Origin of the sequence: Pseudomonas lini (assembly GCF_964063345.1) — a bacterium.
In the GTDB taxonomy this organism is placed as follows: Bacteria; Pseudomonadota; Gammaproteobacteria; order Pseudomonadales; family Pseudomonadaceae; genus Aquipseudomonas; species Aquipseudomonas lini_B.
Map to the genome: position 1 here is coordinate 717,898 of NZ_OZ061318.1, position 24,311 is coordinate 742,208.

Annotated in this window: 23 protein-coding genes; 17 read left to right on the forward strand and 6 right to left on the reverse strand. The window is 60.7% G+C overall.

Going from position 1 to position 24,311, the window contains the following annotated elements:
- The first annotated feature begins 340 nt into the window (after window positions 1-340).
- The 17 genes from AB3226_RS03295 to AB3226_RS03375 all read left to right on the forward strand — a co-directional run bounded on the left by AB3226_RS03295 (window position 341) and on the right by AB3226_RS03375 (window position 18,465).
- Window positions 341-1,693 carry a UDP-glucose/GDP-mannose dehydrogenase family protein gene (locus tag AB3226_RS03295; protein ID WP_367372004.1) on the forward strand — a complete coding sequence of 451 codons (1,353 nt, stop codon included), beginning with the start codon at window positions 341-343 and terminating at the stop codon, window positions 1,691-1,693.
- Window positions 1,690-2,748, forward strand: a complete 1,059-nt coding sequence (locus AB3226_RS03300) for an NAD-dependent epimerase (protein ID WP_367372005.1) — start codon at window positions 1,690-1,692, stop codon at window positions 2,746-2,748. The genes AB3226_RS03295 and AB3226_RS03300 overlap by 4 nt, the downstream gene beginning before the upstream one ends.
- Window positions 2,745-3,491, forward strand: coding sequence for a sugar transferase (locus AB3226_RS03305; RefSeq protein ID WP_367372006.1), 747 nt, complete (start codon window positions 2,745-2,747; stop codon window positions 3,489-3,491). Before AB3226_RS03300 ends, AB3226_RS03305 begins: the two co-directional genes overlap by 4 nt.
- On the forward strand, window positions 3,492-4,136 hold the full coding sequence (locus AB3226_RS03310; RefSeq protein ID WP_367372007.1) for a CpsD/CapB family tyrosine-protein kinase: 645 nt from the start codon (window positions 3,492-3,494) through the stop codon (window positions 4,134-4,136).
- Between the two features lie 24 nt (window positions 4,137-4,160).
- Window positions 4,161-5,183 carry a polysaccharide biosynthesis/export family protein gene (locus AB3226_RS03315; protein ID WP_367372008.1) on the forward strand — a complete coding sequence of 341 codons (1,023 nt, stop codon included), beginning with the start codon at window positions 4,161-4,163 and terminating at the stop codon, window positions 5,181-5,183.
- Window positions 5,184-5,200: 17 nt separating this feature from the next.
- Window positions 5,201-6,796 carry a GumC family protein gene (locus tag AB3226_RS03320; RefSeq protein ID WP_367372009.1) on the forward strand — a complete coding sequence of 532 codons (1,596 nt, stop codon included), beginning with the start codon at window positions 5,201-5,203 and terminating at the stop codon, window positions 6,794-6,796.
- The gene (locus AB3226_RS03325; RefSeq protein ID WP_367372010.1) at window positions 6,793-7,884 is read left to right on the forward strand and encodes a glycosyltransferase family 4 protein; all 1,092 of its coding nucleotides are present in this window, start codon (window positions 6,793-6,795) and stop codon (window positions 7,882-7,884) included. The genes AB3226_RS03320 and AB3226_RS03325 overlap by 4 nt, the downstream gene beginning before the upstream one ends.
- Window positions 7,881-9,248, forward strand: coding sequence for an O-antigen ligase family protein (locus AB3226_RS03330; protein WP_367372011.1), 1,368 nt, complete (start codon window positions 7,881-7,883; stop codon window positions 9,246-9,248). Before AB3226_RS03325 ends, AB3226_RS03330 begins: the two co-directional genes overlap by 4 nt.
- On the forward strand, window positions 9,245-10,213 hold the full coding sequence (locus AB3226_RS03335; protein WP_367372012.1) for a glycosyltransferase family 2 protein: 969 nt from the start codon (window positions 9,245-9,247) through the stop codon (window positions 10,211-10,213). Before AB3226_RS03330 ends, AB3226_RS03335 begins: the two co-directional genes overlap by 4 nt.
- A complete protein-coding gene (locus AB3226_RS03340; protein WP_367372013.1) occupies window positions 10,206-11,342 on the forward strand; it encodes a glycosyltransferase family 2 protein in 1,137 nt (378 codons plus the stop codon). Before AB3226_RS03335 ends, AB3226_RS03340 begins: the two co-directional genes overlap by 8 nt.
- Window positions 11,343-11,354: 12 nt before the next feature.
- Window positions 11,355-12,356: a polysaccharide deacetylase family protein gene (locus tag AB3226_RS03345; protein WP_367372014.1), complete on the forward strand. Its 1,002-nt coding sequence runs from the start codon at window positions 11,355-11,357 to the stop codon at window positions 12,354-12,356.
- A complete protein-coding gene (locus tag AB3226_RS03350) occupies window positions 12,353-13,657 on the forward strand; it encodes a lipopolysaccharide biosynthesis protein (protein ID WP_367372015.1) in 1,305 nt (434 codons plus the stop codon). The genes AB3226_RS03345 and AB3226_RS03350 overlap by 4 nt, the downstream gene beginning before the upstream one ends.
- Window positions 13,654-15,573, forward strand: a complete 1,920-nt coding sequence (locus AB3226_RS03355) for a hypothetical protein (protein ID WP_367372016.1) — start codon at window positions 13,654-13,656, stop codon at window positions 15,571-15,573. Before AB3226_RS03350 ends, AB3226_RS03355 begins: the two co-directional genes overlap by 4 nt.
- Entirely contained in the window at window positions 15,570-15,695 is a 126-nt protein-coding gene (locus tag AB3226_RS03360; protein ID WP_367372017.1) for a hypothetical protein, read from the forward strand. The genes AB3226_RS03355 and AB3226_RS03360 overlap by 4 nt, the downstream gene beginning before the upstream one ends.
- 4 nt (window positions 15,696-15,699) lie before the next feature.
- Window positions 15,700-16,932 carry a GNAT family N-acetyltransferase gene (locus tag AB3226_RS03365; RefSeq protein ID WP_367372018.1) on the forward strand — a complete coding sequence of 411 codons (1,233 nt, stop codon included), beginning with the start codon at window positions 15,700-15,702 and terminating at the stop codon, window positions 16,930-16,932.
- Complete coding sequence (locus AB3226_RS03370; RefSeq protein WP_367372019.1) at window positions 16,904-17,707, forward strand: ChbG/HpnK family deacetylase; 804 nt, start codon at window positions 16,904-16,906, stop codon at window positions 17,705-17,707. Before AB3226_RS03365 ends, AB3226_RS03370 begins: the two co-directional genes overlap by 29 nt.
- 68 nt (window positions 17,708-17,775) lie before the next feature.
- Entirely contained in the window at window positions 17,776-18,465 is a 690-nt protein-coding gene (locus tag AB3226_RS03375; protein WP_367372020.1) for an N-acetyltransferase, read from the forward strand.
- A gap of 180 nt (window positions 18,466-18,645) precedes the next feature.
- Here AB3226_RS03375 and AB3226_RS03380 read toward each other — a convergent pair whose 3' ends face one another.
- From AB3226_RS03380 to AB3226_RS03405, 6 genes are all read right to left on the reverse strand, one after another.
- A complete protein-coding gene (locus AB3226_RS03380; protein WP_367372021.1) occupies window positions 18,646-19,452 on the reverse strand; it encodes a class I SAM-dependent methyltransferase in 807 nt (268 codons plus the stop codon).
- Window positions 19,453-19,545: 93 nt separating this feature from the next.
- Window positions 19,546-20,451, reverse strand: coding sequence for a LysR family transcriptional regulator (locus tag AB3226_RS03385; protein ID WP_367372022.1), 906 nt, complete (start codon window positions 20,449-20,451; stop codon window positions 19,546-19,548).
- 237 nt (window positions 20,452-20,688) lie between these two features.
- Window positions 20,689-21,315, reverse strand: a complete 627-nt coding sequence (gene ycaC / locus AB3226_RS03390) for an isochorismate family cysteine hydrolase YcaC (RefSeq protein ID WP_367372023.1) — start codon at window positions 21,313-21,315, stop codon at window positions 20,689-20,691.
- A gap of 68 nt (window positions 21,316-21,383) precedes the next feature.
- Window positions 21,384-23,222, reverse strand: a complete 1,839-nt coding sequence (locus tag AB3226_RS03395; RefSeq protein WP_367372024.1) for an amidohydrolase — start codon at window positions 23,220-23,222, stop codon at window positions 21,384-21,386.
- A gap of 9 nt (window positions 23,223-23,231) precedes the next feature.
- Window positions 23,232-23,822, reverse strand: a complete 591-nt coding sequence (locus AB3226_RS03400) for an antibiotic biosynthesis monooxygenase (protein WP_367372025.1) — start codon at window positions 23,820-23,822, stop codon at window positions 23,232-23,234.
- Window positions 23,815-24,231 carry a DoxX family protein gene (locus AB3226_RS03405; protein WP_367372026.1) on the reverse strand — a complete coding sequence of 139 codons (417 nt, stop codon included), beginning with the start codon at window positions 24,229-24,231 and terminating at the stop codon, window positions 23,815-23,817. The genes AB3226_RS03400 and AB3226_RS03405 overlap by 8 nt, the downstream gene beginning before the upstream one ends.
- Window positions 24,232-24,311 lie beyond the last annotated feature (80 nt).

Consider the following 24,311-nt stretch of genomic DNA (forward strand, 5'->3'; position numbering starts at 1 on the left):
TTTTCTGACACTAGCACCGAGCCCTGGAAGCGCAAGAAATGCCGGTTTTTTTCGCAAAGCGTCAAAAAAACGTTGCCTCAAATCTGACACACTGAAACGTCTGTAACCCTTGTGTTTCAAGCCTTACGACCGTTTATCGTTTTCTTCAAACCCTCAGAAACCCCTCAAAACCGCGGCAAATCCAGCTACGGCAAGCACTTGATGGCAAATAGCCCGTGAAATAGGGGTTTCCCCGGTCGCGTTACCCGTCATTTTGCTGACTCGCTTTCCCATGGCTGGGCTATACCCCTTTTGACAGTCTCATTTCAGTTACATCCACCGTTTTACGAGGCACGCCAATGTGGACGTGAGCGTATTTGGTACGGGCTATGTAGGCCTCATTCAAGCTGCAGCATTGGCCGATGTCGGACATCGCGTCTTGTGCGTCGATATCGACCCCAACAAGATCAGGCAACTGCAGCAAGCCGTGCCCCCGATCAGCGAACCGGGACTGTCCAGCACACTGGAAGACAACATCAAGGCCGGTCGCCTGCTCTTCTCCACTCAGGCCAGTGACGCGGTCGAACACGCCGAACTGATTTTCATCGCGGTGGGTACACCCGCCGATGAAGACGGTTCCGCCGACCTCAGCCATGTGCTGAATGTTGCTCGGCAGATCGCCAGTGTCATGGAGGCCGATCGCACCCTGATCATCAAGTCCACCGTGCCGGTGGGCACCGCGGACCAGGTGGCAAGCGCCGCCAACGAAGAACTGCAACGCCGTGGCAAAGAGGCGTTGAACGTGCGGGTGGTGTCCAACCCGGAGTTTCTCAAGGAAGGCAGCGCCCTGGCCGATTGCATGCGCCCGGACCGGATCATCGTCGGCACCAATGACGATGAAGCGCGCAACCAGTTGAGCGAACTCTATGCGCCGTTCTGCCGCAACCGCGAAAAGCTCATGTTCATGGATAACCGCAGCGCCGAGCTGACCAAATACGCGGCCAACGCGATGCTCGCCACCCGCATCAGTTTCATGAACGAACTGGCCAATCTCACTGAATTGCTGGGGGCCGACATTGAGGCGGTGCGCAAAGGCATCGGCTCGGACCCGCGCATCGGCTATCACTTCATCTACCCCGGCTGCGGCTTCGGCGGCTCGTGCTTTCCCAAAGACCTGCGTGCCCTGCTGCACACCGCCGAACACAACGGCATGCCATTGCGTTTGCTGCGCAGCGTCACCGACGTGAACGACAGCCAGCGGCACATTCTGTTCAGCAAACTGCAGGCGCTATTTCCCGATGGCCTGATCGGCAAATCCATCGCGATTTGGGGCCTGGCCTTCAAGCCCAATACCGATGACATGCGCGAAGCCCCCAGCCGTTATCTGATGGAAGCGCTGTGGGCTGAAGGTGCGAGCGTGCAGGCTTACGATCCGGAAGCCATGTCCGAGTGCCGACGCATTTACGGCTACCGCGATGACCTGCACCTGTGCGCCACCCGCGACGACACTCTGGAAGACGCCGACGCGCTGGTGATCTGCACCGAGTGGAAGAATTTCCGTGTGGTCGATTTCGACCTGCTGGCGAGCAAACTGCGCGCGCGGGTGATCGTCGACGGGCGCAACCTTTACAACCCGGAACACGTGGCGGCGGCCGGTTTGCACTACAGCGGCATCGGGCTTCGGCACATCGCTCCCGAGGCGCCACGGTCATGAAGATACTCGTCACCGGAGCGGCCGGTTTCATTGGCGCCCATTGCGTGTTGCGGCTGTTGTGCGACGGGCATCAGGTGTGTGGCCTGGACAATTTCAACGACTTCTACGACCCGCAACTCAAACACGATCGCGTGGATTGGGTACGTGGGCTCGTCGGCGATTTTCCGCTGGCGAAAGTCGATGTCGCCGACGCCACCGCCCTCGACGAATTGTTTGTTCGTGAACAACCGGAGGTGGTGATTCACCTCGCGGCTCAGGCCGGGGTGCGTTATTCCCTGGAAAATCCTCGGGCCTACGTCGACAGCAATCTGAGCGGGTTCCTGAACATCCTCGAAAGCTGCCGCCACCACCCGGTCAAGCACTTGATCTATGCCTCGTCCAGTTCGGTGTACGGCGCCAACCAGCACACGCCTTATTCGGTCAAGGACGGCGTCGACCACCCGTTATCGCTGTACGCCGCGACCAAAAAAGCCAATGAGCTGATGGCCCACAGCTACAGCCATCTGTTCGGCATTCCCTGCACCGGTTTGCGTTTTTTTACTGTGTACGGGCCTTGGGGCCGGCCAGACATGTCGCCGATCCAGTTCGCCCGGGCGATCGCCGAAGGTCAGCCGGTGAAGCTGTTCAACTACGGCCAGCACCAGCGTGATTTCACCTACATCGACGACATCATCGAGAGCATCGCCCGTCTGATCGAGCGCGCCCCCCAAGCAGCACCGGACTGGAACCGTGAACAACCGGACCCGGCCAGCAGCATGGCCCCATGGCGCATTTACAACATTGGCGGACAACAGCCGGTGGAGCTCAAGGACTACCTGGCGCTGCTGGAAAAACACCTCGGACAAAAAGCCCTCGTCGAGTTGCTGCCCCTGCAACCGGGCGACGTGCTCAACACCTGCGCCGATGCCAGTGATCTGGCCCAGGCCACCGGTTTCCAGCCACGGATCGAGCTGGATGAAGGACTCGGACGATTCATCGCCTGGTTCCGTGACTACTACCCACTGCGCAACGCCCACTCGCCACTCGCGGAAGGGCTTCAGCGGAGGCCTCTATGACTGGACAAGAAAAAGGCGTGTTGCTCAATCACATGCTGCGTGACAAACGCCTGGACCCCGAACACCGAATGCGCCTGGACACGGCGATCCACATGCAGGGTCGCGGCTGGCTGACCGGCCGTGACGGTGGTCGCCCCTGGACCCTGTCGCGAACCAACCGGGTGGTTGCATGCCTCGGTGCGCTGGTGATTCTGCTACTGCTGTCCCCTGTGCTGCTGGGCCTGGCGCTGGTGATCAAGTTCAGCAGCCCGGGGCCGGTGATGTTCGTGCAAAAGCGCACCGGTTACCGCGGCCGCCTGTTCGGCATGTACAAGTTCCGCACCATGGTGAGCAATGCCGAGGAGCTCAAGGAATCCTTGCGGCACCTGAACAAGCACGGCGCCGACGCCATCGATTTCAAGATCGACGACGATCCGCGGATTACCCCCATCGGCGGCTTCCTGCGGCGCAGCAGCCTCGATGAGTTGCCCAACCTGATCAATGTAGTCAGCGGCGACATGCGTTTAGTCGGTCCACGACCGACCTCGTTCAACGCCTACCGCTACAAAGACAACCACCTTGCACGCCTGAGCATCTACCCCGGCATGACCGGCCTGTGGCAGATATCCGGGCGCAGCAATATCGACTTCGACCAGCGCGTTGAGTTGGACCTCAGCTACATCGCCGAGCAGAGCCTCTTGCTTGATCTGAAGATCCTGTTGAAAACCCCCTTCAAAGTATTCAGCGGCCACGGAGCGAGTTAAATGGACGGTTCATCGAATAAAAGCCTGACCATCGCCAGCCCGAGCGAGTCCAACCTGACCTCGACCGTGCTCGACCTGGATCTGCGGATCCTCTTTCTGACCGCTGCCAATGCAGGCACCGGCACCACCACCAGCGCCCTGGCGCTGGCCGGCCAACTGGCGTCCATGAGCAGCGGCCAAGTGCTGCTGGTGGACGCCAGCCAGTCGGAGAGCAACCTCACGCAACAACTGGGACTGACCAAAGAGCGCGGCTTTCGCGACCTGCTGTTCAACGCCTCGCCGCCGCTGCTGCAGGACTGCCTGGTGAACGTCTCCAGCCTGCCCTTCCACATCCTGCCGAACGGGCGGCATATCCGCGGCGCCGAGCACCTGACGACCGAACAATTGGCCCCGTTGCTCAACCAACTGGGGGATCGGTATCGCTTCGTGGTGATCGACGGCGACGCGGTGTATTCAGCCGCCGACACCCTGGTCATCAGCACCCTGGTGGACGGCGTGATCATGGTGGTGCGCGCCGAAGACACGCGTTGGGAAGTGGCCCAGGCCGCGGCCCAGCGCCTGACCCAGGCTGGCGCAAAACTGGTGGGCAGCGTCTTCAACCGACGCAAGTACTACATGCCCAAATGGCTCTACAACAACCTGTAAGCAACCGCAGAAAAGGATGACGCCATGAACGCCAAAATGCTTCTCCTGCTGTTGCTGCCGCTTGCAGGTTGCTCCAGCACCAGTGAGACACAACAAATGCCGGTGCAGATCCTCACGGCCGAGCCGGCCAATGCCCAGGCCACCGACATGCCCAAGGTCGAACAGACCCTGCGGCCCAAGGACGTGCTGGACGTGATCTTCCACGTCAGCACCAGTGGCGCGGGCGCTTATCGCATTCAGCCCGGCGATCAGGTCGCCCTGAACTTCACCGCGGCCAGCCAGCTCAACGGCACGCAACTGGTGCTGCCCGACGGCACCATCGAACTGCCGGGAGCCAACACCGCGGTGAAAATCGCCGGGCTGACGTCGGTCGAAGCGCGGCAGGAGATCCAGCGTGCTTATGAACGCAAATCCCTGTTCCAGCCCAATCGCAATCAGGTGACCGTGCTGGTCACCAGCCCGCTGAGCAACGAGCAGAACCTCAAGAGCACCCTGAACCACCCCGCTACCGGCATGAGCCGGGAGATCACCGTGGGCAACGACGGCTATGCGAGTTTCCCGGAAATCGGCTCCGTGCCGCTGCAAGGCATGACCGTCAACCAACTGGAAACTTTTCTCAATCAACGCTACGCGCAATTGCCGGGGCGGATGACGGTCGACGTCATGCTCAAATCCACATCGGGCAACGAAATCTATGTGCTGGGTGAAGTCGCGCAACCGGGCTCCTACCCGATCAACCGGCCAGTCTCGGTGCTTGAAGCGCTGACCCTGGCCCGTGGCACCAACGTCAAGGCGCGGCTCGATTCGGTGGTGATCATGCGTCGCACCGGCAACCATGTGCAGGCCGTGCACTACGACGTGGAAAAAGCCTTGTCCGGTGACGCGTCGCAGATTGCTTACCTGCAGCCGAACGACATGCTCTATGTGCCCAAGACCAAACTGGCCAGCGCCGGTGAGCTCGCGCGGCAACTGGCGGACGTGGTGTTGTTCCAGGGGGTAGGCTTCGGCTTCGGCTACCGCGTCGATAACAAAGGCAGCGACAACTAACGCTCAGGTGACCGACCATGAACCCAAAGGAAAACTACCTGCATGAGTTCTTCAGGATCTTCTTCGCCAACAAGCAGTTGGTGAAACGAGTCTTCCTGCTCTTTGCAGTAATCGCCCTGCTCTTGCCGCTGATGCTCAAACAGAGCTTCGACATCACCGCGCAGGTGATCGTGCAGTCCAAAAAACTCTCCCAGGGAGACGCCACCACATCCCTGACCCAAGGTGATGCCTCGTTCATTCCGCCGTCACTGGCAGACATGGAAACCGAGAGCAATATCCTGCGTTCGCCGGCCCTGATCCGTCAGACCATCAGCGACCTGCGGGACAAAGGCGAGTACGCACCCAACCCCGGGATCTTCAGCACACTGGTGACCGAACCGATCAAACGTTTTGTGGCCACCCCCTTGCGTGAATACGTGGTCAATCCAGTGCGCGATGCATTCGGGCTAGAGACCGACCCCGTGCGGGATACCGACCTGGATGTCTTCACCCAGCAGGCCATCGAAAACCTGAAAATCGAAACCCTGCCGGGCTCCAACGTAATCTCCATTGTCTACAGCTTTGGCGATCCAGCCCAAGGCACCCGGTTTGTAGCGGCGCTGCTGCAAAACTACCTGGCCAGTCGTCAGGAACTGCAATCGATCGACCTGCCGCAGAGCTTCTACGAAACCAAGAAGAAGCAATATCAGGTGCGCCTCGATGGCCTTGAAGGCTCACGACTGGCGTTGCTCGAAGGCGTGGCTTCATCCGATCCGAAGGAAGAAATCACCTTCCGCCTCAATGCGATCAACACCGAGGAACAGGCCCTGAACCTGTATCAGGATCGCCTGCTGCAAAGCCAGCGCTGGCTCGACTACCTGAAAATCGCCCTGGCGTCAGCCACCAACACGTCCCGGCTCAGCGATTACACCTTCCCCTTCACCTTCACCACCACGGTGGACAACATTGCGTTCGAGGACCGCGAGATCAGGCAGCTCGGTGAGCAACTGACCACTCAGGTCAGCCGCTACATGAATGACCTGGCGGTGTTCCAGCCGGGCAGTGAACCGATGCTGTTGACCCGCGAGCAGATTTCCCGCACCCGTCAGCAGTTCCTGAAAATCGTCAGCAACCGGATTCAGGAGCGTACCAACGACCTGGCGATTGTCACCTCGGTGATCAAGCAGAAAACCGCGCGCATCGCCGACTTCAAGGACCGCATCCATCAGTTGCAAGTGGCTCAAAGCAAGTTGCAGCAAATGGACACCGAGATCAATGCCTTGCACGCGGCGTTCTCCACCTACGCCCAACGCTTTGCTGAAAGCAGCTCCGCCGGTTTGCTGGACAACGATATGTCCAACGCCCGGGTACTCAGCCCGCCGTACGAACCGACCGAGGCGGCGTTTCCAAAACCGCTGCTGATCATTCCGTTCGGGATGCTGACCGGTCTGCTGCTGGCGATTGCCTTCGTCTACATGCGTGAGTTCTTCGATCATCGCTTCAAACACCCAGCGCAAATCACCCATGAACTGGGCTTGCCGGTGCTGTTGGTGATCAACGAGCAAGACGTTATGCCGAACAATCCGCACAAAAACTGGACTGTGGATAGCTTCGTGTATTGGGTGCGCCATTGAACGGGCCGCTCAGCGCCAGCGCTCTGCCGATCATGCATTTGATCAGCAGTGGCGGCTTCTATGGGGCTGAGCGGATGCTGCTGGACCATTGCCTGGCGACGCCGGGGCAGCACCAAGTGCTGTTTCTCGATGCGCCGCCAGTGCTGATCGCGCGATTTCGCGGGGCCGGAATCGACTGTCGCAGCTTCACGGGTTTGAGTGCTTTGCTGCGTCATTTACGTCAGCGGCGAGCTGAACAGCCGCTGATCAACACGCACAATTTCAAAGGTTTGTTGTTTGGCTGGGTGAGCGCGACGTTATTGCGCTTGCCGTTGGTGATTACCCAACACGGTTTCACCCCGCGCAGTCGCAAGCAACGTGTCTACGGCTGGCTGAGCCTGCAACTGTGCCGTACGGCATCGGTGCATCGCGTGGTTTGCGTGGCCGAAAGCATCGCCGTGCTGCACCGCAAGGCCAGTGTCCGGACGGAGAAACTGCAAGTGATTCCCAATGGTTTGCCAAAGGCCAGCGGCCTGCTACCCCACAACGCCACGCACTCGCGCTGGCTGGCGGGTTACGTCGGTCGGCTGAGCAATGAAAAAGGCCCGGACCTGTTTCTCGATGCCCTGATCCCGCTCTGTCAGCAACACCCGCAACTGGACGCCGTGATGCTCGGCGACGGCCCGGAACAGCAAACCCTGCTGACACGGATTGCCGCTGCCGGCTTGCACAAACGCATCACCTTGCCGGGTTATCAGACCGACATGAACCGGTGGTGGCAGCAACTCGATGCGCTGGTGATCAGCTCGCGCACCGAGGGCACGCCGATGATTTTGCTGGAGGCGATGCAGGCCGGAGTGCCGGTGGTGGCGTTCAGCGTCGGCGGGATTCCCGATGTGCTGGAGGACCGGCACAACGGCCTGCTGGCGACACCCACCGACAGCGTCGCCCTCGCCCGGCAGATCGACACGCTGCTGAGTGAGCCGGCCCTGGCTCGCGAACTGATCGACAACGCAAGACGTACGCAATTGGACCGTTACGACCTGAAGGCCTTGGCCGAACGCTGGTCGCAGCTTTATATCCGTACTGCACGGGAGGCACGCGCGTGATTTTTCCGCTCTCGATCGTCAGTCTGCTCGCCCTGGTCTGCCTCGGTTTGCTGGCCAGTCCTTATCCGTATCTGGCGCCAGGCGCGGTGCTCGGCCTGGTGGCTGTCGCGGTGCTGTACCGAAAACCTGCCTGGGGTTTGTTGGGCATCGCGGCGCTGGTGCCCTTCGAAGGTTTCTTCAAGGGCGATGCACTGTCGGGCACCAAATTCATCGGTGCGTCGCTGGCGCTGATCGTGATGTTACAACTGGCTATCCACCAGATTCCGTCCGAGCGCCTGCGCAGCAATATCTGGCGTTACCTGATCTGGTTCATGGTGTTGTACCTGTTGAGCATGATCAATACCGACAACCTGGACATGTCCCAGAGTCATCTGCGGGATCTGAGCGTCGGCCTGGTTCTGTTTGTGATCACCTTGCTGATCGGCCGTGAATTGAACCTCGAGATGTTCGCCCGGCTGGTGACCCTCAGCGTCAGCGCGACCTGCGCGCTGGCCATGTTCTCCACCAAGTATCAGGATCAGGGCCGCGCCGCCGGGCTGCTGGAAGACGCTAACTCGTTTGCCCTGCTGATTGCCTTCGCCGTGCCGTTGGGCCTGCTGCTGATGATCCGCGGCCCGAACCTGCTGCACCGATTGTTCTGGGGCGGCTGCTGCATTTTGCTACTGGGCGGCATGACCAAAACCGATTCCCGTTCCGGGCTGGTGGTGTTGTTCGTGAGCTTGATGATCGGCGCCTGGCACTACCGCGCACAATTGCCACGCATCCGTCCACGCCATCTGGGTTTTGCCATGCTTGGCCTTGCGATCGTGATCCCGCTGGCCATCTATTCGATGCCGGCCGGTTACGTCAAGCGCATCCAGTCCTTGAGCGTGTTGAAATCTGGCGCCAAAAGCCAGGACGAATCCCTCGGCCGCCGCGCGTCATATCTGGTGGTCGGTAGCCAGATCGTTCGTGAGCACCCGTTGCTCGGTTCCGGCCCCGGCACCTTCCCGCTGCACTACGCCTCCTCCGGTTACGCCAAGGTGTTTTCCGCCAACCGCAAGCCCGGCGACCTGTACCGCCGCGCTCACAACACGTACATGGAAATCTTCAGTGAGCTGGGAATTCCCGCCGGGCTGTTGTTCGTCGGCATGCTGGGCCTTGGGATGTACAACCTGATCCGCGCCCGTCATGCCTGGTTACTGCGACGGGATTGGGAACAGGCCGACATGCTCACGCACCTGGGCATCAGCTATCTGTCGCTGATGCTGTTTTTGATGTTCCTCAGCGCACCGAATCACAAATACCTGTGGATCATGCTCGCCCTGACATTCGTGCTGCGTCTCAAGGCTGAAGAACGTCCGCCGACGGAAGCCAGGGCATGAGCCGCATCAGCCTCGTCATCCCGATGTACAACGAAGCCCGACACATCGGTCGGACGTTACTCGCCGCGAAAAAAGCCGCCGAGGCCACCGGGCTGGAATACGAGTTGATCGTGGTCGATAACGGCTCCGACGATCAGGGCCCGCACATCGCTCGCCAGTTCGGTGCGCAGGTGCTGGTGTTGCCCGGCCTGCTGATCGGCGCCCTGCGCAATCGCGGAGCGGCGATGGCGACAGGCGAATGGCTGGGCTTCATCGATGCGGATATCGAAATGCCCGGGGACTGGCTGACGCTCTTGTTCGAACTGGAGTCCGGCGGTCAGGCCGATGTCCTTGCCCTGGACTTGCACACCCCTATCCAGGCGCCGTGGTTTGCCACGGCCTGGCAACGCCGCATGGCCCGCCCGACCACTCACACCTTGCACCCGGTGCAATGGTTGCCCAGCGCCAACCTGCTGATGCGCCGTACCTGGTTCGACAAGGTCGGCGGCTTCGACGAAACCCTGCGCACCGGTGAAGACAAGGCGTTCACTATGCGCCTGAGTGAAGCCGGCGCACGATTGCTCGCGGTCAACCAAAGCGTCGCCTTGCATTGGGGTTATGAAGGCAGTTGGCATGAATGGATGGGCAAGGAGTTGTGGCGCCAGGGCAGTCACCTGCAACTGCTGCGCACCCAAGGGATGAGCCTGCGCTTGTTGCGGTTCCCGGCCTTTTCGATGGGCGTCTGGGGGCTGGATTTTATTGCTTTATCCACCCTGCTCAATGGTTTCCCTCAAGTGGCGTTATTCATCGTGTTCATCACCAGCCTGCCAGCGCTGGTGCTGAGCCTGCGCCACAGCCTGAAACACCGTGACATTGGCCTGATGCTGCAACTGTGGGGCCTGCACTGGGTGCGTCTGCACCTGGCCGGTGCCGCGCTCATTTTGAGCCTGTGTCATTGGAATGCCAGGAGGCCGGCCCGTGGCTGAATTCATTTTCTGGTTGTGCCTGTTATTGCCGGTGTATGCCTGGCTCGGCTACCCGCTGCTGCTGACGCTGATCGCGCCGTTGTTCCGCGTGCGGCGTCATGCCCCAGCACAACCGATGAACGTCAGCATCATCATCGCCGCGCACAACGAGGCCCGGCATATCGAAGAGAAGTTGCGCACCCTGCTCACCCAGGATTATCAGGCGCGCTCGCTACAGATCATTCTGGCCAGCGATGGCTCCACGGACGACACCGTGGCCTGCGCCCACAAGGTCGTCGACCCGCGCATCAGCGTGCTCGACCTGCCCCGTCAGGGCAAGGCCGCCACCTTGAATGCTGGCGTAGCCCAGAGCACCGGCGAGATTCTGGTGTTCACCGATGCCGACAACCAATGGTCGACCGACACCCTTGGCCAGTTGCTCGCGCCCCTGGCCGACCCAGAGGTCGGAGCCTGTGCCGGGCACATGCTGATTCCGGTGCCGGGCAAGGGCCTGAGCCTGGGCGACAGCCTTTATCGGCATTACGAAGGCTGGTTGCGCAAGATGGAAAATCGCACCGGCTGCATGGTCTCCGCCGACGGCGCCCTGCTCGCCCTGCGCCGTGAGTTGTTCCAGCACGTGCCGGCGGAGGTCAACGACGACTTCTTTATCAGCACCTGCGCGCCGGTGGCGTTCAAACGCATCGTCTATGTGCCCCAAGCACAAGTGAGCGACCAGGGCGTCGACGAAATCGCCAAGCAATGGCGTCGGCGCCAGCGCGTCACCGTCGGCGGCCTGCAAAGCCTGGCCCAGCGCCGGGAGATGCTGAACCCTTGGCGGTATGGCCTGTACGCGATTGCACTGATCAGCCACAAGCTGATTCGACGCCTGGCACCGATCCTGTTGGTGCCGTTGCTGCTGAGCAATTTCTGGCTGTGGAATGTACATGGCTTCTATCGCCTGAGCCTGATCGCGCAACTGCTCGGTTACGCGATGGCCATCGTCGGCCTGCTGGATGTGCAACATCGTTTGCCCAAACCCTTTCGCCTCGCCGCGTTCGTTCTGGTGACCCTCGCCGGGATGAGTATCGGTCTGTGGCAGTTCTTGCGCGGCCAGCGGTACGCGCAATGGAACCCCGAGCAAAATCGTTGAAAGGACCGCGCCATGGCGATCAAACAATTATTAAAACGCACCAGTGGCTGGCTTTATCTCAACTCGCCCGTAGGCCGTCACCAATTGCACGGTGCCGGGGTGATCCTGATGCTGCACCGGGTGCTTGCCAATGACCGCGCCGCCGACCTGCCCCATCGCAATGAGCTGTGCGTCGGGCCGAAGGCATTCGAACATCTGCTCGCCTGGTTGAAAAAAAACTTCGAATGCGTGCCGCTGATGGAGATCTTGCAACCCGGCGCCATCAGAACCGAGCGGCCAAAAGTAGCGCTGACCTTCGACGACGGCTGGCGCGACAACGCGCTGAATGCCTTCCCGTTGCTGAAAAAGTTTCAGGTGCCGGCGAGCATTTTTCTTTCCACCGATTTCATTGGCAGCCGGCAACGCTTCTGGTGGGAAAGCCTGGGGGAAACCCTGTGGCACAGCCACGGTGAAAAAGCCCGGACGCATTTGATTGAATGCCTGCAACAGCTTGGACGACCGCTACCGGTGCTGCTCGATGATCTGGATGTGCAGCGCCGTAGCCTGGCGCTTTTGCATTTTCTGCAAAGCTTGAAAGACCTGCCCCCGGGTGAACTGGACCGGCTCACCGATCAATGCCCGGAGGAGTCGTTGCCCCAGGCGCTGGACTGGCATCAAGTACGCGCGCTGGAAGCCAGCGGGTTGATCCGCTTCGGCCCCCACGGCGCCAGCCACGCGATCTTCACCGGCCTTGACGATCAACGTCTGGACGAGGAAATCAGTCGCAGCCGCAACGCCCTGCACAACGGTTGCAACCGACCGCTGCCGGTCTACTGCTACCCCAATGGCAACCACGATGCGCGGGTGCGCGAACACGTGGCCGACCACGATTTCCCGTTTGCCCTGGGCACCATCCCCGGAATTTATCGTGGTATCAGCGATCCATTGGCCTTGCCGCGAATCGGCATCAGCCAACGCACGGCGCGCAACCCGGAGTTGCTGTCCTGGCGCATCTACCGCGGAGCCAGGCCATGAGTCGCAGTCATTACCTCAAACACCTGGCCCTGAGCATGGGCACCAAACTGGCGATGATCGGCCTGCGGCTGCTGCGCAACGTATTGCTGGCGCGGATTCTGGGGCCCAGCGAGCGAGGTCTGTTTGCGTTGCTCAGTACCCTGCCCGATTTGATCAGCGCCGCCACCAGCGGCGGGCTGAATTCGGCGGTGGGGTATCAGGCGGCCAATCAACGACCCATGGGATTGTTGCTGAGCCAGGTGCTGGTGTTTGGTTGCCTGCTGGCGGGTTTGCTGACGTTGCTGGTGGTGGCGCTGGTGCGCGAATTCGGCGGCGAACTCGACATCACCACGCAACTGGGATTACTCGCCTGGCTGTTGCTGCTGGCGGTGCCGCTGACCGTGCTCAAGAGCGGTCTGCTGACCTTGCACAATGCGTCGGGCGGTGTGGTCGCGTTCAATGCCCTGCGGCTGGTGGAATCCCTGGCGCCACTGCTGCTGTTCCTGGCCTTGTTCTGGATGTGGAAAGACGCGGCGCTGGAAGCGGCTCTGATCAGTTGGCTGGCCGGTCTCAGCCTGGTGGTGCTGGCCGGGTGGTTCTGGCTCAAGCGCGCTCAACCCCTGGCGTTGCAATGGGACCGCGCCAGCCAGAATGAACTGCTGCGCTACAGCGCTCGCAGCCATCCGGACCTGCTGTTCCAGCAAGTGATTCTGCGCTCCGATTTCCTGTTCATCGGCGCTCTGCTCGGCAGCACGGCGTTGGGGCATTACGCCATGGCCAGCGCCGCCGCCGAGTTGCTGCTGATCGTCCCGGAAGCGGTGACCACGCCGCTGATGAAACGCCTGCTGCAACAGGACGAAGGCATGGATCGCCTGACCCCGTTGGCCCTGCGCCTGACCGCCACAGTGATGCTCGGCGCCTGCCTGACCATGGCGGTGATCGGTGAATGGCTGATCGTCACACTGTTCGGCATTGCCTATCAGCCGGCCTACCCAGCGTTGCTGGCACTGCTGCCGGGGCTGCTCGGCCTTTGCTATGCGAGCATCCTGCGCCTGGACTTGCTGGGCAAAAATCGCCCCGGCACGATTTCGCTGTTGATGGGCCTCGGCGCGTTGCTGAACCTGGCCCTGAACCTGTTGCTGATCCCGATTTACGGCATCGTCGGCGCCGCGACGGCATCGTCCATCGCCTACCTGGCGGTAACCCTCGCGCTGCTGGTGATGTATTGCCGGTTGAGCGGCGTACCGGTCTGGCAAACCCTGATCATTTTGCCCAGCGATGTGGCCCCGATGCTGCAGATGCTGCAACGGAAATCGGCATGAAACGCCTGATGCTGCTGTTGAGCCTGGGCCTCGGTTTGAGCGCCCAGGCGGCGCCCATGCGCTGGGCTGATATTCGCGACGGCAGCCTGTACCTGCAAACGGATCGTCCCGACACGTTGACTGTTCGCTGGGTCCCTGCCTGGCAAGCCGATGCCAACGAAGAACACCTGTACCTGCTCGATGGCAACGGCAACCTCAAGGGCGAGCGACTGATCGCCGCCAGTGAAACCCGAGGCAAACAGAGCTGGCCGCTGGCACCGAGTGCCGCCAGTTATCGACTGGAAATTCCGGGCTACAGTTTCCGCCGCTACACGATCGAACACGACGAACACACCGTGGCGTTGTTCGCCCCGGCCAAGGTGCATTTCAGCGCCGAAACCCGTGGCGGCGATGAGCTGTATTTCAAGGTCGCGCCGGGGGAACACGCTGTACTGGCCGGCAAGTTTCACGGTGGGATCAACGCCCTGCAGGCCCAACGTGTGAGCGACAACAAACAGCTGTCCCTGGCGCTGAAACCCTATCGCGCCTATTGGCAGTTCGATCAACTTGAACTGCCTGTTACTCAGGACGAACAGGTTTGGCGCCTGCGCCTGCAAGGCAGCGGCAAGGTCGCATTCTGGCTCGATGGCACAGCGAACCTGTTTGCCCAGAACCCGCAGCAACTCAGACCGCTGCGCGAGGACGATGGTCAGACCCGCTTGACCCTGCACAAAGAGCTGCTCGGCCCCACCCCGAACCTGGGCATTTACTTGCCCTACGTGTTGCCCCCTCAATCCAGTTTCGCAGCGCTCGACGCCCTCAAGCCTCAAGCGGGTACCTATTACAGTTTCGTTGACGTCACCGCGCAAAATCCGCACCACGAAGATGCGTTCCGCCAGCTCTATCGGAACCGTTTCGGCATCACGCAAGACCTCACGCTGTTGGCCGGCAGCCAGCGTCAGGCCGATCTGCGGGCCGACACCCAAAGCAACGCCGGCCTTGACGCCTGGCTCGCCGCCACTCGCGCCCTCGGCGGCACCGGTACGCACTACATCGCGTTTGCCGACGAGCCGAACCTCAATTACCCGAGCTACGCCGACTACCAGGCGATCTTCAACAGCATGGCCCGGCAAGTGCGCAGCGATCCGGCCAACGCCAAGGCCGGTGTGCGCATCGCCATGCCCGCCACTTCGCGCTTCGTCAACGGCCCATTCGCCGACAATGCCGCCGACAAGCGCGGCATCGATTGGGCGCGGCGTCTGCTGGCCGAATCCGGCGAGCAGATCGACGCCCTCGCCTGGCACGAATGGATGATTCGCGACCTGCTGGCGACTCGGGTCTACCGCGACAGCGTGCGCCGTGCCGCCGAGCTGGTAGGCCTCGATGCCAAGGGCCGGCCACGCAAAGCCTTGCTGCTGGATCAGACCAATCTGTCCAGCGGCTCAAGCCTGAGCCCCTACGATCAGGAAACCCATTTTGCTTCCCTGTGGTGGACTTCGGTGGTCATCAACTCGGCCCAGGACGGGTTGCTGGACATGCTCAACTGGTTCCAGGCCGCCGACGAGCCGACTTACCCCAAAGGCATGGTGCGGGTGCTGGGCGGCGATCGTTTCGAACTCAAGCCAGTAGGCCTGGCCCAGCAATTCATCCAGCAGCACTGGCTGAAAAACGTCATGCGCCTGGACAACGACGCCTTCGAAGTCGATGTGCTGGCCATGGCCACCGAACGCCAGAGAAGTTTACTGGGGGTCAACAAGGGGGTGCGCTCGCAGCGTGTCGATCTGACCGGGGCGACGTGCCCGCTGGCCAAGGGCACGTTGGAGTACTTCGGTGCCGACAGCCGCAGTCGTAGCGCTCAATTCAACTGTCACGACGGTCGCGTCAGCTTCGACCTGCCGGGCGAAACCTTGTTCGCCTTGAGCTGGAGCGCCTCATGAACGCCGACCTCGTCAACACCATGGCGGAACTGGCCGCCATCCGAAAGATTCGTCACAACGGTTCTCGCCTGGATGCGCTACGTAAACCGTCCCATTCACCTGTTCCTGAGGCGGTGGCCTGAAGTTATGGTGGCACGATTCGAATGGCGCACGTCGTTGTGCGCCCCGGACTTTCCGGCAGCAGCCTATGAGGGGTTGCGCCTGCGCGTGCCCGATCACACGCCGTTCAACACCCTGGCCTGGCTGTGCGCGTCGGAACAGGCACTGACCGCCGGGGAATGTTTGCACGTTCTGCTGGGCTGGCAAGGTGATGAATTGGCCCTTTGCCTGCCGCTGGTGGTGTCTGTGGAGCGCTTTGGAAAGCTGCCATTTCGGGTCCTGCGTCACCTCGGTTATCCCCTCACCGATCGCCTGGCCCTGCTCACCTGCCTCGATGCCGACAGCATGCGCAAGGCACTGGTGATCATCCGCCGTCGCGTGCCCCATGCGATGCTGCAACTCAATGAATTGTCCGAGCCCATCGGCGAAGAAAGCGCGCTGACTACATGGATGGCCCACAGCTCGACCGGCGAGCGTCGCCTCAGTTGCCGGGTGCCGGTGCATTTGATCAACGAGGCCGACCACCAGGAGGTCTCCGGCGACCCACGCTACAAACTGCGCCGGGCGCGTAAGCGCATGTTGGCTTATGGCGCCCAGGTCCGACGCGTCAACCCTGACGCGGCCACCATCGGTCCTTTATTGCAGGCCCTCAGCGAAGTCGAAGCCCACAGCTGGAAAGGCGTCGAAGGCGTCGGGATTTTCACCAGCAACCGCAGCCGACAATGGATCAACCTGGCCTTCACCGCCCTCGCCGAACAGGGACTGCTGCGGGTGGTGATGCTGGAAGTGGACGGACGCTGCATCAGCTACCGGCTCGGTTTGCTGGAACAGGGCCGGCTGTACGACTACAACCTGGCGTTCCTGCCAAAATACGCCGATCTGGGCAGCGGTCGGGTGTTGCTCGAAGAGTGGATTCGCTGGGGTCTGGACGACAATTGGCACTGGATCGACGCATCGCGGGTCAGCCTGATGAACTCCAGCCATCAACTCCAGGAACGCATGACCGGGCAACTGGAGCACTGGCGCTGGAGCTTCTACTCCTGGCGTCCCAGCGGCCTCGCTCTGGGGCTGGCCATGCGACTCTGGCACCGACTAAAACCCTGGTTGAAAAAGTGGCAGGCCTGGCGTGCAGCCGCGCCGGTAGTCCCTGCTTCCACGCCTATAACCGCACCCGCCCCTGCGCCCGCCGACAAAGGCCCTGCGTCCATTGAAAAAACAATAGAAGGTAAACATGCCTCGCCAAGTCATAGTCAACGCTGACGATTTCGGCCTAAGCCTGAGCGAAAACACGGTGATCCTGGGCGCGTTCAAGGCCGGCGTCATCAGCTCCGCCACCGCCATGGCCAATATGCCGGCTTTTGAGCAAGCCTGCGTCCTGGCCCAGGAGCCGTTGCTCAAGGGGCGAATCGGCTTGCACTTCAACCTCACTTACGGCCGACCGTTAAGCCCGTCAATTCTCGCGCGTTCGACGTTCTGTGACAGCCAGGGCCTGTTCGACCTCAGCCTGCCTCGCCACAGCCTCTGGCTGAACCGCCACGATCGTAATGCAGTGCTGGAGGAACTCGAAGCGCAATGGCAACGCTGCCTGGATAACGGCATGCGCCCCAGTCACATCGATTCCCATCAACACGTGCATAACATCTGGCCTATCGGCGAAATCGTCGCGCGCTTTGCCGCCTACCAAGGGGTGCCCGTGCGACTGGCGCGCCATCTGGGGAATAACTTGAGTGTGCCCAAGCGCGTGTTCAAGACCTTGCTCAATTATCGATTGAACCGTTTGGCCGGAGCGACCGCCGAGTACGTCTGCACCCCGGTGGACCTGCGCAACGTGGCGATGCCGATCAACGGCCTGCTGGAAATCGTCGTCCACCCGACCCACATCGGCGCCGATTTTGGCGACATCTATTTAAACCCCGGAGAGTCTTTGGCTCACATATTGGAGATGCGTCTTCCGGGCATTCCGAGAGTGTCCTATGCCGTTGTGCCAAAAACGTGCGAAGAGGCCCCCCAGTACTCGACTGATCTACAAACGTAGCAACCTTGATTTATCGCCATTGAAAAAACGTTACTCAACCAACCCTGGCTTCAGCCTCGGAGGACTTCATGAGCGCCATCGACAAGCTTCGCGAACGTATCAAACAAAAAGGCCTGCTCCACACGCTCCAGTCGCTCTGGAAGCGCTATGTGTACTTCCACCGAGAACTGTTGTGGCTGGGGCGCGATCTGGTCACCCCGGTGGCGCCGCACAAACTGCGGCCCTATACGGGTTTAAAGCGGGTGACGATTACTCAGGAGAACGCCATCGCTTTCACCAAGTATTACGGTAACCGCGTCAAGGCCATGGCCCAAATCGCCTCCGAAGGTCACACCGGGCACATGTATGTGGACGAGGCAGGTGATGCGATCGGATTCATCTGGGGCAGCCTCAGTGACTACTTTGACCAGCACTATTACGGCTGCTGGTTCCGGGTCAAACCCGGTGAGTTTTTCCAGTTCGGCGGTGAAATGATCCCTCTCTACTTCGGCTCCAGCCTGTCGGTGGATGCCCAGTACAATATCTGGGGTGCGATGCGGGACCAAGGCTGCAACAAGGTCATGGACGTCTGCGATGTCCGCAACATCCAGGCCATGAAAATGCACCTGCGCATGGACTACCAGGAGCAAGGGCGCATCACCCACATCTACGACCTGTTCGGCCGCTTTCGCTTCTTCCGCGAAACCTGTTACAGCGGCTCGCGGCTGGCTGAACTGCGCAAACCCGCGCAGCCGACGACGACTGCGGCGCAGGCGTGATTGGCCAGTGGGAGCGATGGTTGTTGCTTGACTGCAGACCGTGTCGCCGCCATCGCGGGCAAGCCCGCTCCCACAGGTATCTGCTTTGACCAAAGGATTTGTGAACGACAGCGATCACTGTGGGAGCGGGCTTGCCCGCGATGGCGGCAGTCAGTGCAACTCATTCCTCAGGTCTGACACTCAGCGCTTCACCGCCACCAACGTGTAACACAATGGCAACTGCGCCTTTTGCTGCTGATACCGATCGTAGAGTTCTTCGCGGTTGGAATGCGGGTATTCCTTGAAGTGGCTGATCTGCAACCCCGCCTCAACGGCACCGGTGAGGATGGCGCCCAGGGTGTGGACGAACCAGTAGGACGCTGAGGCCTGCTGTTCGACTTTGCCTTCGTAGACGATCGGCTGATTCTGGACGAAAGGTTCGCTGCAAAAATACGAGCTGTCCGGGCGATAGGGATCGGCTGACTCGGGGTCGAACATCTCCAGGAACGGGTGGGTTTCGTATACCACCAGGCTGCCGCCGGGCTTGAGGGTTTGCGCGGCATGGCGCAAGAACTCGGCGATGTCCGGCATCCAGTTCAATACACCGATGGTAATCAGTGCCACGTCAAAGCGCTGATGAAGATCAGTCGGCAGGTGATGGATATCAGCCTCGATGAATTCGGGCTCACGGGGCGAACGGGATGCCAGCTCCCGGGCCTGATCGAGAAAGGCCTCCGACTGGTCAATGCCCACGACACAACGGGCACCCAGCGCAAACAGCGAAAGACTTTCGCGTCCGTTGTTGCAGCCCAGTTGCACCACATCCTTGCCATCGACGCCGACCTGTTGGAGCAACCCGGTGAGGGTGTCATCCAGGCAGGAAAAATCGCCATCGCTCACGGCACTCAAACAGGCCTGCCACTCAGGGGTATCTTTGTGGTGTTGGGCGGAGTCATTCCACGCATCGCGATTGCTGGCGATGACTTTTTCTTTTGTCGGCATTTCCATTGCACGCTCCAGAATTCGGGCCTTTGATTGGCCGGCAAGAGTCTGGATCAGCATCAGGAAAATCGCCATTCGAGCTTTGTTGCGATCTTGTAATCACCTGTGGGGCGAACCCTCTTCGCGCTGATTCAACCGCTCACGCAAGAACTCGATCAACGCCTGCACCGGTCGCGAACTCTGGCGATGTTGCGGGTAGACGGCCGACAAGGTCAGCGGCCCGGGGCGCAAATCATCCAGCACCGGCACAAGTTGGCCGTCCTCCAGGGCCGAACCGACGATGAAGGTCGGCAGGTAGGTGATTCCCATGCCGGCGATGGCCGCGTCCTTGAGCAACTCACCATTGTTGACCCGCATCCGCCCAGTGACATTGACGTTCAGCGGCTTGCCCCGCCCCTCGAAACGCCATTGCACCTGCCGACCGTGGCCGTAAGGCAGGCAATCGTGGGTGTGCAAATCCTCGGGTTTGAGCGGCGTGCCGCGCTCGGCCAGATAGGCCGGACTGGCGCAGTACACCCGCTCGATGGAGGCGAGGCGTCGGGCGATCAGTGTCGAGTCTTCCAGCACCCCGATGCGCAATGCCAGATCGTAGCCCTCGCCGAGCAAGTCCACTGGCCGATCGCTCAGGTCGACCTCCACGGTGACCTCGCGATAACGCTGTAAAAATACCGGCAGCAGACTGCCCAAATGGGCGACCGCAAATGACAGCGGCGCGCTCAAGCGAATGGTGCCACGAGGTTCAGTGGTCTGGCCGGCGATGCCCTGCTCCACTTGCTCGACTTCGCTGAGCAGGCGCAGGGCCGATTCGTAATAACTCTGCCCCAGCGGCGTGACGTCCAACCGCCGGGTCGAACGGTTGAGCAGGCGCACGCCGAGGCGCTCTTCCAGTTGCATCAGGCGGCGGCTGACGAACTGCTTGGACAACCCTAATTGATCGGCTGCCGCAGTGAAGCTGCCAGAGTCCATGACCTGGCAAAAAATACGCATATCCTCGAACGGGTTCATTGTCGCGCCCTGGTTGACGGTCAAGCGCTTTATAGCCGTTTTTGCCGTTCCCGGCTCCCCAAATCTAAAGATCAAAAGATCAAAAGATCAAAAGATCAAAAGATCAAAAGATCGCAGCCTGCGGCAGCCTATAGGGTTGCGTGTACCCGAAATGATCAGGTGCACTCAAATCCCCGTCGGAGTTGCCGCAGGCTGCGATCTTTTAAAGCTGCCGACCGAAACCGGCAGCCGTTCCTCTTACTTCGCAGTGAACTTCGTGTAGCTGTTGATCAGGTTGCGGTAGTTCGGGATGCGCTGCGACAGCAGGTTGGCCAGGCCTTCCATGTCGTTGCGCCAGTCGCCTTGCAACTCGCAGGCGACAGAGAACCAGTTCAACAGCTGCGCACCGGCGGCCGACATGCGCGCCCAGGAGGCTTGTTGCACGGTGGTGTTGAAGGTGCCGGAAGCGTCGGTCACCACGAACACTTCAAAGCCTTCAGCCAGCGCCGACAGGGTCGGGAACGTCACACACACATCAGTCACCACGCCGGCGATGATTAGCTGCTTACGGCCAGTAGCCTTGACGGCTTTGACGAAATCTTCGTTGTCCCAAGCGTTGATCTGACCTGGACGCGCAATGAACGGCGCGTCCGGGAACTGCTCTTTGAGCTCCGGCACGATTGGGCCGTTCGGGCCGCTGTCGAAGCTGGTGGTCAGGATGGTCGGCAAGTTGAAGAACTTGGCCACGTCGCCCAAGGCCAACACGTTGTTCTTGAATTCGTTGGGCGAGAAATCCTGCACCAACGAGATCAGGCCAGTCTGATGGTCGACCAGCAATACAACTGCATCATCTTTGTTCAGACGTTTGTAAGGAACGTTGCTCATGTGAAACTCCTCGCAGGATTGACGTTGCTCAGGGCGCCGACACACCAGGTCGGCGCTTTTTTAAATGACTAGAAGGCAAAACACGAGCAGCCAAACGCGCCCCAGAACCCCTGGAAATCGCTGACCGGTGCGTTCGACAAACGCGCCCGTTCATGGCTGTGGGAATGCACCGCGCACGGCCCGCTGCACAGGTGAACCTGCGCCTGCATCGGCGAAGTCGGACGCCAGTGACCCGGCACCTTGACCACCGGTGACCAGTCCGGCAGCACCGGCACACTGGGGGGCCCCAGTTTTTCGAATTCGCCGGCGGCGTACACCACTTTGCCGCCGACCACGGTCAGCACCGATTCGATCCATTTGATGGCTTCTTCCTCGACACTGAAAAAGTCCGCGCTCAATGCCGCCACGTCAGCCAGTTGACCGACCTTGATCTGGCCTTTCTTGCCCTGTTCCGACGAAAACCAGGCACTGCCATGGGTGAACAGTTCCAGCGCGGTCTGCCGGGGCAGGCCTTCGCTGTGCAGCGCCAGGCCACCGACGGTGCGACCGCTGACCATCCAGTACAACGAGGTCCATGGATTGTAGCTGGACACTCGCGTTGCATCGGTGCCGGCGCCGACCGGTACACCCTCGGCCAGCATGCGCTTGATCGGTGGCGTGTTTTCGGCGGCTTTGGTGCCATAACGCTCGGCGAAATATTCCCCCTGGAACGCCATGCGATCCTGGATGGCGATACCACCGCCCAGCGCCCTCACCCGTTCGATGTTCTGCGGGGTGATGGTTTCGGCGTGGTCGAAGAACCATGGCAAACCATTGAAGGGAATGTCGCGGTTGACCTTCTCGAACACATCGAGCATGCGGCTGATGGATTCGTTGTAGGTCGCATGCAAACGGAACGGCCAGCGCTGCTCGACGAGGTGGCGAACCACCGGTTCCAGCTCGTCTTCCATGGTTTGCGGCAGATCCGGGCGCGGCTCGAGGAAGTCTTCGAAATCCGCCGCCGAGAACACCAGCATTTCCCCGGCACCGTTGTGCCGCAGGAAATCGTCGCCCTGGTGCAGCTTGACGCTGCCAGTCCAGTTCTTGAAATCGGTCAGCTCTTCCTTGGGCTTCTGGGTGAACAGGTTGTAGGCGATGCGGATGGTCAGTTGCTGGTCCTTGGCCAACTGCTCGATCACCGCGTAGTCGTCCGGATAATTCTGGAAACCACCGCCGGCGTCGATGGCGCTGGTCAGGCCGAGGCGGTTGAGTTCGCGCATGAACTGGCGGGTCGAGTTGACCTGATACTCCAGCGGCAACTTCGGCCCTTTGGCCAGGGTCGAGTACAAAATCATCGCGTTCGGCCGCGCCACCAGCATGCCGGTCGGCTCACCGTTGGCATCGCGCACAATCTCGCCGCCCGGCGGGTTCGGCGTGTTGCGGGTGTAACCGGCGACGCGCAACGCGGCGCGGTTGAGCAACGCACGGTCGTACAAATGCAGCACGAACACCGGCGTATCGGGTGCGGCCTGGTTGAGTTCTGCCAGGGTCGGCAGGCGTTTTTCGGCAAACTGAAATTCGTTCCAGCCACCGACCACCCGCACCCACTGCGGCGTCGGCGTGCGGTCGGCCTGATCCTTGAGCATGCGCAAGGCATCGGCCAGGGACGGCACGCCTTCCCAGCGCAGTTCGAGGTTGTAGTTCAGGCCGCCACGGATCAGGTGCAAGTGCGAGTCATTAAGGCCGGGAATGACGCAACGACCCTTGAGGTCGATGACCTGGGTGCCCGAACCGCGCAAGGCCATGGCTTCGGCATCGGTGCCAACCGCGACGAAGCGGCCGTCGCTGATCGCCACGGCGCTGGCGAGGGGCTTTTCACGGTCAACGGTATGGAACTGGCCATTGAACAGAATCAGATCGGCGTTCATCGCGTTTCCTTAAGGCTGTGTGGAATGGGACCGGCCGGCTTCCAGCCACGGCGCGAACAGGCGCGTGGCCAGCGGCATAAAGATGTACACCACCGACAGCACAATGGTCAGGGTGATCAGAAACGTGGCGACCACGTAGTTGGACAGGAAGGCATTGAGCTGCAGCAGCGGCCCCCAGAGCAGCGGCACCAGCAAGGTGTGCGGAAGAATCACCAGCAACGTCACCACAGCCTGCTTCCAGCGCGGCGGTGGCGAACCGGCCTCAGCCAGCGGTGAGAACCAGAACTCATTGACCGGGTTGACCTCGGTCTGGTCACCGTCGGCCAGCATCGGCGCAGCTTCATCGACCAACGCCTGACGTTGCGGCGAATCGAGCCAGCGCTGCATGGCCTCGGTCGAGCAAAAACGCAGCACGCAGGTGAACATATCCAGGCCACCGTTCTTGCCGCGAATCACATCCACGCCCAAGTGTCCTTCGCTCTGCCCGGCCACATTGACGATGTTACGCAGCCAAGCCTCGTAAGGGACTTCAAAACCGGCCTTGACCCGGTGCTTGACGATCAGGGTCACGACTTCTTCGAATCGATTGGAATCAGGCATAACGGAAGGCTCCGGTGAATCGGACATTGAGCGCCAGTCGGCCAGGCCCGGCGATGAAGAGGCTGGTGAAGAGGATCAACAGCAACCAGCCGAACTGCCCTTCGGCCACACTCCATTGCGGATGCACGACCAGCAGCGCCACCAGCAGCACAAACAGAATAGGCAAGCACGCCAGCCGCGCCAGCACACCGGCGATGATCAGCAGCGGGCACAGCACTTCGGCGAAAATTGCCAGACTCAACGTAAGGCTGGTGCCTAGGTGGAACGGGTCCTCGATGCGTTGCAGTTCGGCGCTGTAATCGAGCAGTTTCGGCAAGCCGTGGACCCACAACAAAAACAGCCCGCCGCTGACCCGCAGAAACAGCAGCCCGAAATCTTGAGCCTGTTCATTCCATTGCGAAGCGTTCATGGCCCTACCCGTGATCGATCATTGGCCTTAATAGTGCCGCTGCGGGGTAGGAAAAAATTGAATGTACGTGCTCTCTTTGC

Bases quoted from the DNA above. Each gene is read 5' to 3' on its own strand.
- AB3226_RS03300 (WP_367372005.1), top strand. From the start codon at position 1,690: ATGAAGATACTCGTCACCGGAGCGGCCGGTTTCATTGGCGCCCATTGC.
- AB3226_RS03305 (WP_367372006.1), top strand. From the start codon at position 2,745: ATGACTGGACAAGAAAAAGGCGTGTTGCTCAATCACATGCTGCGTGAC.
- AB3226_RS03310 (WP_367372007.1), top strand. From the start codon at position 3,492: ATGGACGGTTCATCGAATAAAAGCCTGACCATCGCCAGCCCGAGCGAG.
- AB3226_RS03315 (WP_367372008.1), top strand. From the start codon at position 4,161: ATGAACGCCAAAATGCTTCTCCTGCTGTTGCTGCCGCTTGCAGGTTGC.
- AB3226_RS03320 (WP_367372009.1), top strand. From the start codon at position 5,201: ATGAACCCAAAGGAAAACTACCTGCATGAGTTCTTCAGGATCTTCTTC.
- AB3226_RS03335 (WP_367372012.1), top strand. From the start codon at position 9,245: ATGAGCCGCATCAGCCTCGTCATCCCGATGTACAACGAAGCCCGACAC.
- AB3226_RS03345 (WP_367372014.1), top strand. From the start codon at position 11,355: ATGGCGATCAAACAATTATTAAAACGCACCAGTGGCTGGCTTTATCTC.
- AB3226_RS03350 (WP_367372015.1), top strand. From the start codon at position 12,353: ATGAGTCGCAGTCATTACCTCAAACACCTGGCCCTGAGCATGGGCACC.
- AB3226_RS03355 (WP_367372016.1), top strand. From the start codon at position 13,654: ATGAAACGCCTGATGCTGCTGTTGAGCCTGGGCCTCGGTTTGAGCGCC.
- AB3226_RS03360 (WP_367372017.1), top strand. From the start codon at position 15,570: ATGAACGCCGACCTCGTCAACACCATGGCGGAACTGGCCGCCATCCGA.
- AB3226_RS03365 (WP_367372018.1), top strand. From the start codon at position 15,700: ATGGTGGCACGATTCGAATGGCGCACGTCGTTGTGCGCCCCGGACTTT.
- AB3226_RS03370 (WP_367372019.1), top strand. From the start codon at position 16,904: ATGCCTCGCCAAGTCATAGTCAACGCTGACGATTTCGGCCTAAGCCTG.
- AB3226_RS03375 (WP_367372020.1), top strand. From the start codon at position 17,776: ATGAGCGCCATCGACAAGCTTCGCGAACGTATCAAACAAAAAGGCCTG.
- AB3226_RS03380 (WP_367372021.1), bottom strand. From the start codon at position 19,452: ATGGAAATGCCGACAAAAGAAAAAGTCATCGCCAGCAATCGCGATGCG.
- AB3226_RS03385 (WP_367372022.1), bottom strand. From the start codon at position 20,451: ATGAACCCGTTCGAGGATATGCGTATTTTTTGCCAGGTCATGGACTCT.
- ycaC (WP_367372023.1), bottom strand. From the start codon at position 21,315: ATGAGCAACGTTCCTTACAAACGTCTGAACAAAGATGATGCAGTTGTA.
- AB3226_RS03395 (WP_367372024.1), bottom strand. From the start codon at position 23,222: ATGAACGCCGATCTGATTCTGTTCAATGGCCAGTTCCATACCGTTGAC.
- AB3226_RS03400 (WP_367372025.1), bottom strand. From the start codon at position 23,822: ATGCCTGATTCCAATCGATTCGAAGAAGTCGTGACCCTGATCGTCAAG.
- AB3226_RS03405 (WP_367372026.1), bottom strand. From the start codon at position 24,231: ATGAACGCTTCGCAATGGAATGAACAGGCTCAAGATTTCGGGCTGCTG.